Genomic DNA, 14,257 nt, shown 5'->3' with positions numbered 1-14,257 from the left:
TGAATCGGCACGACGTGATGTCGTGCCCATCAGCGGCAATCATATGAACCATCGGTCCGGTGGTGACCCGGGCGAGGTCGGTTTAACCGGACCGTCACCAGCGCTGCCGCATAATGCTCCACAATCAGGGGAGCGTTCGAATGAGTGGCCATGATGCGCTGGTTGTCCGCGGTTTGGTGAAGCGCTTTGGCGGCTTCACAGCCGTCAATGACCTCAACCTCACCGTGCGGCGCGGCGAACTCTACGCCTTGCTCGGTCCCAACGGTGCCGGCAAGACCACCACGCTCAGGATCGTCGCGGGGCTGCTCTCTCCGGATGCGGGAGAGGTCAGCATTTGCGGGATCAACCGCCTGCGCGATCCGGTTGCGGCCAAACGCGTGGTGGCGTGGCTCCCGGATGAACCCATGGTTTATGACAAGCTTACGCCTGTCGAGTATCTCGATTTCGTCGCCGGCCTCTGGCAGGTCGAGCCGGCGGTGACAAGGCAGCGCCGCGACGCCCTGCTGGAAACCCTCGACCTGACCCGCGTGGCCGATCAGCGCTGCGAGGGCTTTTCCAAGGGCATGCGCCAGAAGGTCGCTCTGGCTGGCGCGTTGATCCACGAACCCGATTTGCTGATCCTCGACGAGCCGCTGACCGGCCTCGACGCGTCGATGGCGCGCCATGTGAAGGACCTGCTTCAGGACCGTGTCGCAACCGGCGTGACGGTCATCCTGACCACGCATATCCTCGAAGTGGCTGAACGGCTCAGCGACCGCATCGGCATCATCCGCCAGGGCAGGCTGGTCTGCGAAGGCACGATGGCCGAATTGCGCGATGGGAGCGCCTCCCAAGGCTCGACCCTGGAGGATGTCTTCCTCGATGTCGTCGCGCGCGGAGAGGCAGCCTGACATGACGGCCCTCCTGTCCGGAACGACCCGCGCCGTGCTGGCGCTCGAAGCCCGCCTGGCCTTGCGCGGCATCGCCGACATGGCAGGTCCCAAGACACCCATGCGTCCCTGGCGCATCGCGGGCGTGCTGACTGTTGTCTGCACGCTCATTTTCGGCGTTTCGCACTTCCTGCTGACGACGGCCGGCGAACTGGACCCCGCCGATCCGCGCCTTCAGATCACCCTGACGATCAATCTTTGCTTCCTGTTCGTCCTCATGATCTCGGCTGCGCTCGATTCTGCCGCCTATGCGCTGTATGCGCGCGGCGACTATGACCTGATGTTCTCGGCGCCCCTGCCTCCGCAAGCCGTGCTGCTTGTCAGGGCTCTCAACGTCCTTGGCTTCACGCTTGCCAAAGCCGGTCTCTATGGCGCGCCGATGCTGATCCTGCTGGCGCTGCAGCGCGGCCCTCACTGGCTGGCGGGCCTGCCCCTGATCCTGGCCCTTGCGCTTAGCGCAACCGCCATCGCGATCGGACTGGCCATGGGCCTGGTGCGCCTGATCGGCATCCGGAGCACGCGCGTCGCGGCGCAGGTGATGGCCGCGCTGGCCGGTCTGCTGGTGCTCGTGATGGTGCAGTGGGAGGCGATTTTCGGGCCGGGTCCAAAGGACGCACTCCTCGCGGATTATGTCGCCGATCCTCAGTCTCTCGTCTGGCAAGTGGCGCTGCTGCCGGCCCGCGCCGTGACGGGCGACGTCGTGGCCCTCCTGGCCGTGATGGCCTGCGCTGGGCTGATGGCCGTGCTGATGTTCACCGGCCTGGCCGAGAGCTTTGTGCGCAATGCGGTCCTCGCGGCAGGATCGGCGGCTGCAGCCCCGCCCCGCGCCCGGCGCAGTCGCGCCTCCTTCGGCACGTCGCCGGTGGCGGCGCTGATGCTCAAGGAACGGCGCATCATTCTGCGCGATCCATGGCTCCTGTCGCAGATCCTGATGCAATGCATCTTTCTGATCCCGATCGTGATCGTGACGGTTTATCGGGTCGCGACCGGGGCCGACGATGCCTCGGCGCTCGTGCCGGTCCTGATTGTTCTCTGCGGTCAGATTGCCGGGGGCCTGACCTGGATCGCGATGTCGGCAGACGAAGCCGCCGAACTGGCCCTGACCGCACCGCTGGACCCCCGCTTGCGCCAGCGCGCCCGTTTCGGCGCCATCGCCTGGCTCACCGCCCTGTTCGCCGCGCCGCCCTTGATGCTCCTGCTGATCTTCGATGCCTGGGCCGGTCTGGTCAGTCTGCTCGGGGTCGCCTGCGCCATCGCCTGCGGCATCCTCGTCAACATTTGGCATCAGCCGAGACTGGCGAGGACCGGCATGATCAGGCGGCGCATGAAGAGTCCCATCTCCGTAACGCTCATGGAGCTTTTGGCCTTGATGATGGTTGCGGTCGGTCTCTGGCCCCTGCTGGCGGGCGACTACCGGGCCGCGATGCTCGGCGCGCTCCTGGCCGCGGCAACCATGGGCGTGCTGTATGCGGCGCGCCCACGTGCAGCAGCCTGAGCAGGGGACCGTCAGGATCGAGGTCGGAGGGCGGCCGTTGAAACCTCAGGCCGCCTGGTCCTGGTGAAACGGTCGCCGATCACGATGGCGGACCGGCCCCTCCCCTACCCCATCGATGGGCGTCGTCGTCCGCTCCTTCCGAAGTGGCTTCGTAGCGACCACCTCGCGACCGATGAACCTCGTCGTCCACCGCACTGGACAGCGCAGCGATGGCTCGACCGCAACCGGAAACCATGATCATGAATGATATCAATCAATTCAATTTGTCGGCCGAGGCCGTCGAGCACGCCATCACCTCCCGCCGCGCCATCCGCGCCTTCCTGCCGACGCCGGTCGATCCTGCCCTGCTGCACCGGCTGATCGAGGTCGCGGCGCGGGCGCCCAGCGGCACAAACATGCAGCCCTGGAAGCTGCGCGTGATAGGTCCGCAAGCGCGGGCGCGGCTGGAAAGCGCCCTGCTGGCGGCGCTGGACGATCCCGGCTTGGTCCAGTCCGAGGAATACCGCTACTATCCCGAGACCTTCCGCGAGCCCTATCTCTCGCGCCGCCGCAAGGTCGGCTGGGATCTCTACGGCCTGCTCGGCGTCGCCAGGGGCGATGTCGCCGGCATGAAGCGCCAGAGCGCCGCCAATCTGCGCTTCTTCGGCGCCCCTGTGGCGCTGATGCTGACGGTCGACCGTGATCTCGAGATCGGCTCCTGGATCGATCTCGGCATGTTCCTCCAGAGCCTTCTGGTCGCGGCGCAGGGACATGGCGTGCAATCCTGCCCGCAGGCGATCTTCGCCCGCTTCCACCCGGTGGTGCGGCGCGAACTCGCCATCCCCGAGAACGAGATCGTCGTCTGCGGCATCGCCATTGGGCACGCCGACCCCGACGCCCCGCAGAACGGCCTCGTCGCGGAGCGCGAGCCGGTCGAGGGCTTCACCACCTGGCTGGATTAGAAATGGTGGCGCCTATTTGGCGATCCGCCTCGCAAGCTCGGCTATGCGCTGAACCTCAACCCGCACTGCGCCAAAATCATGCTTCTGACCCAGAAGGACGAAAATCTCTTTCACTGGATCGACTAGTCGGAAGATATGGCCACCCGGTTCGTCCGCAAGTTCGGCATCGCCCATAATGGGTCCAGGAAAAATGTGCCCGACGATGTCGCCGAGGAGATAGTCGTCCAGTCGCTCGTCGAAGTGCTCCAGTGCGTTTCGCAGTGCACGGTCGACTAGCGGTGAGGAATTGCTGACCGCGAACTGCCTCCGAAGCTTAGCTGCCCGCGCTCGGGCCAACGGCCCCTTGTCGGCAGGAAAGAAAAAACGAGAGAGGGCGGCAGCATGTCCCAGCGCCTCGTGGACGCTGGCCACGATCTCGGCAGGACTGCCATCTGCTTGCAGAGCTGTTCCAAATCTGGCGAAGGATGCATCTGCGCGTCCAGCAGCATAAAGGATCGCGTGAACGTAAAACGCTCCGTAAACTGGGTAGATACCCTCGTGATCGCTCACGGTCATTTTAGCGCGGACTTGTCTTTCGCCTTCACTGGTCATGCCCATCCCAACCAGCCATTTCTTTTGCAAATTATTGAATTAGCGCGAGTTTTAGCTTTTAGCGTCAGATGATCACGGCGCGAAAATCTTATCCCATTTCTGGGGTCGATAGTTATGCCGGCTTGCGGACCAGCTTGAGCGCCGGCTGGACAGCGTAGTGCATCGCGACGATCGCGATGCCGCCGATGATCAGGCCGAACACGGCCGAGAACACCGCGCCCGTCAGCCATTCCAGGATACCGCCCAGCGGCAGCATCGCGCCGGCCGCGACCGCCAGCCCATGGCTGGCATGGCCGATCGCCGTCAGCCCGAACTCCTCCAGCCCATGAATGATGATGCCGCCGCCGACCCAGAGCATCGCCGACGTGCCGACCGCGCTGAGCGCCGTCAGGAAATGCGGCATGCCGAGCACCAGACCCCGTCCAAACCAGCGAACCGGCGCGAAACGCTGCTGCGCCAGCGCCAGACCGATATCGTCGGCCTTCACGATCAGCGCCACGGCGCCATAGACCAGCACGGTGATGCCGATGCCGACCACCGCCAGCACGATCGCCTGCATCTGGAAGGAGGCGGTCGAGACGGTCGACAGCGTGATCGCCATGATCTCGGCCGAGAGGATGAAATCGGTCTTGATCGCACCGGCGATCTTCTGCTCCTCGAGCAGCTTGGGATCGAGCGCGGCCTTGCCCGCTTCCGCCGGTGTCGCGGCGGCATGCGGCACGACCAGCTCGACGATCTTCTCGGCGCCCTCATAGCAGAGATAGACCCCGCCCATCATCAGGAGCGGCGTGATCAGCCAGGGCGCGACGAGCGCCAGGATCAGAGCACCCGGCAGCAGGAACAGCAGCTTGTTCTTCAGCGAGCCGAGCGCGATCTTCCAGATGATCGGCAATTCGCGGGCGGCGGCGAAACCCACCGCATAGCGCGGCGTCACGGCCGCATCGTCGATGACGATGCCGGCCGCCTTGGTGCCGGCCTTGGTCGCCTGCGCGACGACGTCGTCGACCGACGATGCCGCCACCTTGGCGATGCCGGCGATATCGTCGAGCAGCGCAAACAGTCCTGAAGCCACGGTCTCATCCCCCTGCTGCACGGCAGCATAGCGGCTAGCGATCTGCCGCAACCGCGTCGTGACGAAGACGCAGCTCAGCGGATTTGGTTCAACCCGGATTGATCTCGAACAGGCCCGCGCAGCCCATGCCGCCCGCCACGCACATGGTCACCACCGCATAGCGCGCCTTGCGACGACGCCCTTCGAGCAGCGCATGTCCGACCAGCCGCGCCCCGCTCATGCCGAAGGGATGGCCGATCGCGATCGCCCCGCCATTGACGTTGACCTTGTCGGGATCGATGCCGAGCTTGTCGCGGCAATAGAGCGACTGTGAGGCGAAGGCCTCGTTCAGCTCCCAGAGATCGATGTCGGACACGCTCAGGCCGTTGCGCTCCAGCAGGCGCGGCACCGCGAAGACAGGGCCGATGCCCATCTCGTCGGGCTCGCAACCGGCCGAGGCGAAGCCGCGGAAGATGCCGAGCGGGGACAGGCCGCGCCGCGCTGCCTCATCCGCCGACATCACAACGCTGGCCGAGGCGCCGTCCGAGAGCTGGCTGGCATTGCCGGCGGTGACGAACTGGTCCTCGCCGCGCACGGGCTTCAGCTTGAGGAGGCCCTCCAGTGTGGTGTCGGGGCGATTGCCCTCATCCTTGGCGAGCGTGACGGGCTTCTGGCTGACCTCGCCGGTCGCCTTGTCGGTGACGGCCATCACGGCGCTCATCGGCACGATCTCGTCGTCGAATAGGCCCCGCTCCTGGGCGGCGGCCGTGCGCTGCTGGCTCGCCAGCGAGAATTCGTCCTGCGCCTGGCGCGAGATGCCGTAGCGCTGCGCCACGATGTCGGCCGTCTCGATCATGGTCGTGTAGATCGTCGGCTTGTTGGCGAGCAGCCAGTCGTTCAGGGCGAGATCGCGCCGCGTCACCGGCTGCACCAGCGAGATCGACTCGACGCCGCCGCCGACGGCGACCGGCACCCCGTCCATCACCACGCGCCGCGCCGCATGGGCGATCGCCTCCAGGCCCGAGGCGCAGAAGCGGCTGACGGTGACGCCGGCCGACTGGACCGGGAGACCTGCCACAAGCGCGGCATGGCGGGCGACGTTCAGCCCTGTCGCGGCCTCCGGATAGCCGCAGCCCATCACCACCTCCTCGACCGCCTCCGGCTCGAGCCCGGCGCGCTCCAGAGCGTGCCGGATCGCATGGGCCGCCATGTCGGCGCCGCGCATCTGGTTGAAGGCCCCGCGATGGGCCTTGCCGATCGGCGTACGCGCCGTGGAAACGATGACGGCTTCGGTCATGGAGCGTGTCTTCCCTGCCTTGTACTGTGGAGATGTCGATCCGCCCGCTCAGGCGGATCGCGCCTTGAGGTCGGCGAAGCCCTTGCTCTCGTCCGCGAGCCGGCGCAACAGCGGCGCCGGCTGCAGCGTGGCATCGCCCGTCTCGGCCGCCTGCTGCTCCAGCCGCGCTACGAGGGTACGAAGCCCGACCGTATCGGCCCAGTACATCGGGCCACCGCGCCAGGCCGGCCAGTTGTAGCCGCTGAGCCAGATCACATCGATGTCGCCGGGGCGCGCCGCGATGCCTTCTTCCAGGATGCGCGCGCCCTCGTTCACCATCGGGTCGAGCAGGCGCGACAGGATCTCATCAGTGGTGAAGCTGCGCCGCGTCACGCCCTGTTCTTCCGAGATGCGCGCGATCAGCGCCTCAACCTCGGGGTCGCGCTGCCCGCTGCGCGCTCCTTCCGGATAGAGGAAATAGCCGCGCCCGGTCTTCTGGCCGAACCAGCCGGCCTCGCAGATCGCATCCGCGACGGCCGCCGTCTTGCCGCGCGCCTTGCGCGAGCGCCAGCCGATGTCGTTGCCGGCGAGATCGGCCATGGCGCAGGGACCCATCTTGAAGCCGAAGCCGGTCAGCGCCGCATCGACCTCATGCGGCAGCGCGCCCGCGATCAGCAGCCGCTCGGTGGCGCGTGTGCGGGCCTCCAGCATGCGGTTGCCGACGAAGCCGAAGCCGTTGCCGACGACGACCGGCACCTTGCCGAGCCGGCGACCCAGCGCCATCGCCGTCACCACCACATCATCGGCGATGCCCTGCGGCCGCACGACCTCCAGCAGCTTCATGACATTGGCCGGGCTGAAGAAGTGCATCCCCAGCACGTCCTGCGGCCGCTTCGTCGCCGCCGCGATCGTGGGTACGTCGAGATAGGAGGTGTTGCTGGCGAGGATCGCGCCGGATTTTGCGATGCCGTCGAGCGCCCCGAAGATCTGCTGCTTGACGCCCATCTCCTCGAAGGCCGCTTCGATCACGATGTCGGCGTCAGCCGCCGCAGCGAGCCCGACCGCGGGCGTGATCAGCGCCAGGCGCTCGTCGCGCTTTTCGGGCGTCAGAGAGCCACGTGTCACCGACATCGCGTAGATCGCCGCGACCCGGTTCATGCCGTTGTCGATCTGCGCCTGCTCCTGCTCGATCAGCGTCACCGGGATGCCGGCATTGGCGAAGCACATCGCGATGCCGCCGCCCATCGTGCCGGCGCCGATGACGGCAGTCCTCGCGATCGGGCGCGGCTTCACATCGGCGCCGATGCCGGGCACGCGAGCGATTTCGCGCTCGGCGAAGAAGACATGGCGCAGCGCGGCCGAGCGCGGATCGGCGACGAGCTTCAGGAAGAGCGCCCGCTCGGCCGCAAGCGCCTCCGCGAAGGGCAGCGTGAAGACGCCGCGGACGGCCTCGATCAGCGCCATGGCATTGGGCATTTCGCCCGAACCTTTGGTAGTCGCCAGCGCCTGCGCCTCGAAGGCCTCGCGGTCGGCGGCCGTCAGGCGGCCGGTCCTGTCACAAACCCGTTCCGGTGCGCCGCGGGCGGCAAGGTCGCGCGCCAGCGCCACGGCGGCGGCCACCACATCGCCATCGACCACCTCGTCGACAAGCCCCAGTTGCAGCGCCCGGCTGGCGGCGATCGGCTCGCCCGCCAGCATCAGCGGGAAGGCCTGTGCCGCACCGATCAGCCGCGGCAAACGCTGCGTGCCGCCGGCTCCCGGGATCAGGCCGAGCTTGATCTCCGGCAGGCCGAACGAGGCCGAAACCGAGGCGACGCGGCCATGGCAGGCGAGCGCGACCTCGAGCCCGCCCCCGAGCGCGACACCCTGGATCGCGGCCACGACCGGCTTGCGGCAGGTCTCGATCGCATCGAGCACATCGGGAAGAAACGGCGCGAGCGGCGGCTTGCCGAATTCGCCGATGTCGGCCCCGGCGATGAAGGCGCGGCCAGCTGCCGCCAGCACGATCGCGCTCACCGTCGGATCGGCGCCCGCCTCGGCGATGGCGCGGGCGAGATCGGCCCGCAGCGCCTGGCCGAGAGCGTTGACGGGAGGGTTGTCGATCGTCGCGATCGCGATCTCGCCCTCACGGGCGAGCCGGACGGTCTCCATAGGCATGCGTCCCTGCTGTGCCGGCGCTGGGGCGCGGCCGGTCGAGGGCGAAGGAGGACATGGCGGAGGTCCCCTTTGTCAAGCACGCCACTGCTTGACCCCCGGCGAAGCGCCATGCCAAGCCTCCCTCCGAGAGCCGGGCCTTAGAGCGTCGATCCGCGGGACCCGGCCGGGACATGGGATGGAGATCCGGGGATGACGAGCGCCGTTCTGACCGAAACCATGGCGCCCGGCGTCCTGCAGATCACGATGAACCGACCCGAGCGCAAGAACGCGCTCGACCGCGCCAGCTATCTCGGCCTGATCGCCGCTTTTGCCGCGGCAGAGGCCGATGCGGAGATCCGCGCCATCGTGGTCACCGGCGCGGGAGGCTGTTTCACCAGCGGCAATGATATCCGCGACTTCGCGGCGTCCGCCGATGACGGCGCCCGCGTCGCCATGGATTTTCTCGGTGCGATCTCGACGGCGAAGAAGCCGGTTGTCGCCGCTGTGGAAGGTTTCGCCGTCGGCATCGGCACGACGATGCTGCTGCATTGCGACCTCGCCTTTGCAGGCGCAGGCGCGGTGTTCCGCATGCCCTTCGTCACGCTCGGGCTCTGCCCGGAAGGCGCGTCGAGCTACCTGCTGCCGCTCGTGGCGGGCTCCAAGCGGGCGGCAGAGTTGCTGATGCTGGGCGAGAGCTTCGGCCCTCAGGCGGCGCTGGAGGCCGGCCTGCTCAACGGCGCTCTCGCCGAGGGCAAGGCCCTGGAGGCCGCACTCCACAAAGCCAAGGCGTTGGCGGCTCTGCCGCCGCAATCGGTCGCGCTGACCAAGATGCTGCTCAAGCGCGGCCAGGCCGCGAGCGTCGCCGAGACACTGGCGACGGAGGCGCGGCATTTCGGCGAGCGCCTACGCTCTGCCGAAGCCCAGGCCGCCTTCGCCGCCTTCCTCAAGCGCTGAAACCGGTCGGGAGGGCTGCGCCTTCCCGACCGCGCGTCAGGCTTTTGCGCCCACCGCCGCTCGCGAGGCGCCGAAGGGCAGCGCCCGCCAGATCATGAGGACCCAGATCGCCATCGTGCAGACGCCGAGCACACCGGCGATCGGCCGCGACAGGAAGCCGATCAGCGACCCGTCCGCCTTGATCATCGACGACATGAAGTTCTGCTCCAGCATCTCGCCGAGCACGAGCCCGAGGATCAGCGGCGCGACCGGCACGCCATGCTCTTCCAGCAGCCAGCCGAACACGCCCATCGTAACCATCAGCACGACGCCATAGAGCGAATTCGTCATGGCGTAGGAGCCGACGATGCAGAAGATCAGGATGATCGGCAGCAGGATGTTGCGCGGCACGCGCAGGATCTGCTTGGCCGACTTGATCGCCGCCCAACCCAGCGGGAACATCAGGAGATTGGCCAAGATGAAGATGATGAAGACGGCGTAGATCAGTTCCGGCGTCTGCAGGAACACGCTCGGACCCGGGTTCATCCCCTTCATGTAGAGCACGCCGATGACGATGGCGGTGATGGAATCGCCGGGGATGCCGAAGACGAGCGCCGGGATCCAGGCCGCGCCGAGGGCCGAGTTGTTCGCCGAGGTCGCATCGACGATGCCCTCGATATGGCCGGTGCCGAACTTCTCCGGCTCCTTCGAGGTCTTTTTGGAGATGGCATAGGAGACCCAGGCCGCGATGTCGGCGCCCGCGCCCGGCAAGGCGCCGATCACGGTGCCGATCATCGAGCCGCGCAGGAAGTTGAACCAGTACTTCTTCAGCACGCCGCCGACGCCGGTCATCAGGTTGCCGACGGCCTGGGCGACGACATGGCCGCCCTTCTCCATCGTCACCGCTCCGCGCAGCAACTCGGACACGGCGAACATGCCGATCAGCGTCGGGATGAAATTGATGCCCGACAGCAGATCGACATTGCCGAAGGTGAAGCGCGGTTGTCCTGCGGCAGGGTCGATGCCGACGCAGCCGATCGCCAGCCCGATGAAGAGCGAGAGCAGGCCCTTCAGCGGATCGCCCGTCCCGATGAAGACGGCGCAGGTCAGGCCGAGACAGGCCAGCCAGAAATACTCGAAGGACGAGAAGTTGATCGCCACCTCCGCCAGCACCGGCGCCAGCACGATCAGGATGGCCACACCGAAGATGCCGCCGAGCACCGAGAAGACAAGGTTGGTGCCCATGGCGAGGTTGAGCTGCCCCTTCTTGGTCATCTCGTAGCTCTCGTCGGCATAGGCCGCCGAGGCGGGCGTGCCGGGCATCCGCAGCATCGCGGCGGGAATGTCGCCCGCGAAGATCGCCATCGCGGTCGCCGTGACAATGGCGCCGAGCGCCGGCACGGGCGCCATGAAGAAGGTCACCGGCACCAGCAGCGCCGTCGCCATCGTGGCCGTCAGGCCCGGCATGGCGCCGACGAACATGCCGAACATGGCGGATCCCATGATGACGGCCAGCACGGTCGGATCGAAGACCAGCCCGAAGGCGGTGGAAATCGCGGTCATGCCGGTCTCCTCAGAGCACGCTGTCGAGGATGCCGCGCGGCAGCGGGACACGCATGAGGCTGCCGAAGAAGTACTGCACCGCAATCGTCATCACGGTCGCCACGACCAGGGCCATGAGCGGCCGCACCCCGAACCACAGGAACAGGCCGAGCTGGATGAGGAAGGCGGTCGGCATGAAACCGAGCGGCTCGGAGGCGACGAGATAGAACACCATCGCCGCCAGCATCAGGGCAAAGGAAGCGAGCCGCCCCGGGCGGCGCGCCCAGTCGTCGAGCACGAGCAGGGGACGCCCGCCGCCACGCCATTCGCGCAGCATCAGCAGGACGGAGCAGAAGATGATTCCGCCCCCGATGATCCGGGGGAACAGGCTCGGCCCGTATTTCTGACCCGGGAAAGGCGGAAAGGTGAAGGTCATCGCGATCATCGCGCCGGCGAGCAGCAGGAACGCGGTGCCGACGACGGCGTCATTGAAGCGCATCGGACAGACTTTCTCGAGATGGGAAGCCGGCATGGCGCAAGGCGCCACGCCGGTGGCACGACGGCGACCGCGCTCCCTGCGCGACCGCCGTCGTCGGCGTCGTTACGCCGGCTTCTTGGCAAGGCCGGCCGCGGTCATGGCCGAGCCCATCGCCTTGTCGCCCTCGGCCATGAAGGCCGCGAAGCCCTTCTGGTCCTGATAGGTCATGCCGAAGCCGCGCGCATTCATGAAGTCCTTGAACTCCTTGGAGTCGAAGGCCTTCTTGAGCTCCGTCATCAGCGTCGCCTGCACGGCCTCCGGCAGGCCCTTCGGCCCGGCGATGCCGCGCCAGGCGCCGACGGAGTAGTTGATGCCGAGCGTCTCGTTCAGCGTCGGCACGTCCTTGAACTGCGGATTGCGCGCCTTGGCCATGATGGCCAGCGACTTCGCCTTGCCGGCGTCGATCATGGCGCGGGCTTCCGGCACCGAGCAGGTGACGATGTCGATACCGCCGGCGGCGAGATCCTGCATCGCCGGTGCAGCACCGTTCGAGGGCGCCCAGGCGACATGGTTCGGCTTCAGGCCCATGGCTTGCAGCCAGCCGATCAGGGCGAGATGCCAGATGCCGCCCTGGCCGGTGCCCGAGGCCTTGAACTTGCCTTCCGGAGCGGCCTTGATCGCGTCCGCCAGGGCCTTGATGTCCTTGTAGGGCGAGTCCGCCTTCACTTGCACGCCCGGCGGATCCTCGTTCATCAGTGCCAGCGGGGTGTAGCTGGTCGGGTTGAGCTCGGTCAGGCCCTGATGGTGCATCATGGTGATTTCCACCGTGATCATGCCGATCGTGTAGCCGTCGGGCGCAGCCGTCGCGATCGCCGAATGGCCGACGACGCCCGAGCCGCCGGTGCGGTTGACCACGTTGAAGGGCTGGCCGAGATTCTTCTCGAGGATCGCGCCGACGATGCGCGCGGTCGCATCGGTGCCACCGCCCGCACCCCAGGGGCAGACGAGGGTCACGGGACGGCTCGGCCACTTCGCCTGTGCGATGGCGGGGGCTGCGATGAGCCCGGACGCGCCGACGGCGGCCGCCCCGGCGAGAACGCTGCGCCTGCTGATGATGTCGTTCATTCGATTCTTCTCCCTAAATCGATTTAGTCACCGAGCGCTCCTCGTCGTCGACGGGGCACCCTTACATGGACGGCTGCATCTGAACCGATTGTCGTCGCAGAGACAACTGCCTTGGCAGCAATTTCTACAAGGCGCAGGCGATCGGCAGGACCGACGCAGCGACCGCCTCGACGATGGCGCCGGTGCTGAGATCGGGGCCGGGGGCCGCAGGGGCCCGCGGCGGCAGCCCGCTCTTCGCCGCATGATCCTGAAGCGCGCTGCCCTCGGCCACGGCGTAGCTGCGCTGGGGCGCCACGCCGGCGACGAGCACTTTGTCGGACGGATTGCCGGTGACGACCCCCGACAGCCGCCCCTGACGGTCGAAAACCGGAGAACCGGCCTGCCCGGGCTGCAGCGGCGCCGACACGGCCGAAGCGGGGCCGATCGTCATGCCCTGCCCCGGCAGGACGAGGGACACGCGCCGCCCGCCCTCGTCGCCAAAGGCCAGGAGCAGCAGCGGCTCGCCCTCGGTCAGAGCCTCGCGCCTGAGTGACGGCACCACGAGCGCCGCCCCTCCCTGAAGATCGAGCAGCGCAAGACCGCCCTGCACCGTTCCGCGCAACTGGGCAGTACGCCCACCGACCTGGAGCGCACGACAACCCTCGATGGCGGCGGCGGCGGTCGCCACCACCCGATCGCCGACGGCAACCGCGACGCCATGGCGCTGTGTCGGACGAAGCTGGGCGACGGCCGCGGCCGTCGCCGCCGCGGGAGCCGAAGGAGCGGACGCCACGGCCGAAGCGGCCGGCAACGGACCGCTTGGGAAAGGCTCGAAGCTCGCCGCGATCGCGATCACGAGCTTGTCCACGGTACCCGAGAGCGCCTTCTCATAGCCGATCGAGAAGCCACGCAGTCCCGTCGGGCCGGTGGCGAGACGGCGATAGAACTTGCCGGTCGGCGTCTCGCCGGTGACCACGAAGAAATCCGGCCGCAGCAGCTTGTAGGTGATCTTGCGGCCCGGGTTGTTCGGTGTCGGCGCGGTGGCCTTCTGGAAGACGGCCTCCAGCGTCTCGCCCGGAGGCGCCGCGGAGGTATCCAGCGTGATCTTGCCGTCGGCGCTCTGCCAGCGGCTTCCCGCCGGCGCCACATCCCGCTTCGGCAGCACCGTCATCGGGATGCCGATGCGCAGGCCGGTGCGCTCGTCGGCGATCACCCGGAAGCCCGCCGCCCCGCGCGCCGCCTGCGCCGCCTGGGCTAGGCTGCGCCGCTCGGCGGCTGTCAGCACACCGTCGGGCGTGCCCTTCCCCGCCTTGAAGGCGTTGATCGCGCGGAAGGTCAGCGGGCCGTAGCTGCCGCTGACCGCGCCGTTGAAATGTCCGCTCCAGATCAGATCGGCCTGGATCGCCTTGCGCTCCGGCTCGGGCAGGCTCTCGAATCCGGCTTGGGCGGCGGCGAGTTGCGGGTTGGCCGCGGGCGCGGGAGCCTGCGCGTGCGCCCCGACGGACAGCGCCGCGCAGAGAGGCATCATCAGCGCCGCCGACACGATCAGACGCAACGAACGGGCTCTCATGACCGCCTCCCACCCCGATGGCCGGCATTGAGCGTCAGATCGACAGCCCCTGCAAGTGTTTCCGGCCGCCGATCGGGGGGCGCCCGACGCTCGATGCCGGCCCCCCGCGACCTTTCGGATTGCACCAATCGACGCCGGTGATAGCCTGCCGCCGCGACCATACCCGTCATGCCGTCTTTGCCTTGGGCTGGCGGAATGCGGGACGTCATCC

General features: G+C 67.6%; 12 protein-coding genes. 4 read left to right on the top strand and 8 right to left on the bottom strand.

Annotated features, from left to right (window positions below; all coding sequences use genetic code 11):
- The first annotated feature begins 140 nt into the window (after positions 1 to 140).
- From SJY11_RS05615 to SJY11_RS05605, 3 genes are all read left to right on the top strand, one after another.
- On the top strand, positions 141 to 890 hold the full coding sequence (locus SJY11_RS05615; protein ID WP_376985510.1) for an ABC transporter ATP-binding protein: 750 nt from the start codon (positions 141 to 143) through the stop codon (positions 888 to 890).
- 1 nt (position 891) lies between these two features.
- A complete protein-coding gene (locus SJY11_RS05610; protein ID WP_376985508.1) occupies positions 892 to 2,424 on the top strand; it encodes a hypothetical protein in 1,533 nt (510 codons plus the stop codon).
- A 239-nt stretch (positions 2,425 to 2,663) separates the two neighbouring features.
- On the top strand, positions 2,664 to 3,365 hold the full coding sequence (locus SJY11_RS05605; RefSeq protein WP_376985506.1) for a nitroreductase: 702 nt from the start codon (positions 2,664 to 2,666) through the stop codon (positions 3,363 to 3,365).
- A gap of 12 nt (positions 3,366 to 3,377) precedes the next feature.
- Here the strand turns inward: SJY11_RS05605 and SJY11_RS05600 are convergent, their stop codons facing one another.
- The 4 genes from SJY11_RS05600 to SJY11_RS05585 form a co-directional block, all read right to left on the bottom strand.
- A complete protein-coding gene (locus tag SJY11_RS05600) occupies positions 3,378 to 3,956 on the bottom strand; it encodes a hypothetical protein (RefSeq protein WP_376985504.1) in 579 nt (192 codons plus the stop codon).
- A gap of 112 nt (positions 3,957 to 4,068) precedes the next feature.
- Entirely contained in the window at positions 4,069 to 5,028 is a 960-nt protein-coding gene (locus tag SJY11_RS05595; protein WP_376985502.1) for a DUF808 domain-containing protein, read from the bottom strand.
- A gap of 88 nt (positions 5,029 to 5,116) precedes the next feature.
- Entirely contained in the window at positions 5,117 to 6,304 is a 1,188-nt protein-coding gene (locus tag SJY11_RS05590) for an acetyl-CoA C-acyltransferase (RefSeq protein WP_376985500.1), read from the bottom strand.
- A gap of 48 nt (positions 6,305 to 6,352) precedes the next feature.
- Positions 6,353 to 8,440, bottom strand: coding sequence for a 3-hydroxyacyl-CoA dehydrogenase NAD-binding domain-containing protein (locus SJY11_RS05585; protein WP_376985499.1), 2,088 nt, complete (start codon positions 8,438 to 8,440; stop codon positions 6,353 to 6,355).
- Between the two features lie 189 nt (positions 8,441 to 8,629).
- Here SJY11_RS05585 and SJY11_RS05580 point away from each other — a divergent pair, with 189 nt between their 5' ends.
- On the top strand, positions 8,630 to 9,373 hold the full coding sequence (locus tag SJY11_RS05580; RefSeq protein ID WP_376985497.1) for an enoyl-CoA hydratase-related protein: 744 nt from the start codon (positions 8,630 to 8,632) through the stop codon (positions 9,371 to 9,373).
- 36 nt (positions 9,374 to 9,409) lie between these two features.
- Here SJY11_RS05580 and SJY11_RS05575 read toward each other — a convergent pair whose 3' ends face one another.
- From SJY11_RS05575 to SJY11_RS05560, 4 genes are all read right to left on the bottom strand, one after another.
- The gene (locus SJY11_RS05575) at positions 9,410 to 10,915 is read right to left on the bottom strand and encodes a tripartite tricarboxylate transporter permease (protein ID WP_376985495.1); all 1,506 of its coding nucleotides are present in this window, start codon (positions 10,913 to 10,915) and stop codon (positions 9,410 to 9,412) included.
- Positions 10,916 to 10,925: 10 nt separating this feature from the next.
- A complete protein-coding gene (locus tag SJY11_RS05570; RefSeq protein WP_376985494.1) occupies positions 10,926 to 11,393 on the bottom strand; it encodes a tripartite tricarboxylate transporter TctB family protein in 468 nt (155 codons plus the stop codon).
- Between the two features lie 102 nt (positions 11,394 to 11,495).
- On the bottom strand, positions 11,496 to 12,497 hold the full coding sequence (locus tag SJY11_RS05565) for a tripartite tricarboxylate transporter substrate binding protein (protein ID WP_376985492.1): 1,002 nt from the start codon (positions 12,495 to 12,497) through the stop codon (positions 11,496 to 11,498).
- A gap of 124 nt (positions 12,498 to 12,621) precedes the next feature.
- On the bottom strand, positions 12,622 to 14,046 hold the full coding sequence (locus SJY11_RS05560; RefSeq protein WP_376985491.1) for a serine protease family protein: 1,425 nt from the start codon (positions 14,044 to 14,046) through the stop codon (positions 12,622 to 12,624).
- Between the last annotated feature and the right edge of the window lie 211 nt (positions 14,047 to 14,257).

This window comes from Allobosea sp. R86505 (genome assembly GCF_042466375.1).
GTDB lineage: Bacteria > Pseudomonadota > Alphaproteobacteria > Rhizobiales > Beijerinckiaceae > Allobosea.
This window is presented reverse-complemented; position numbering and strand designations above follow the sequence as displayed.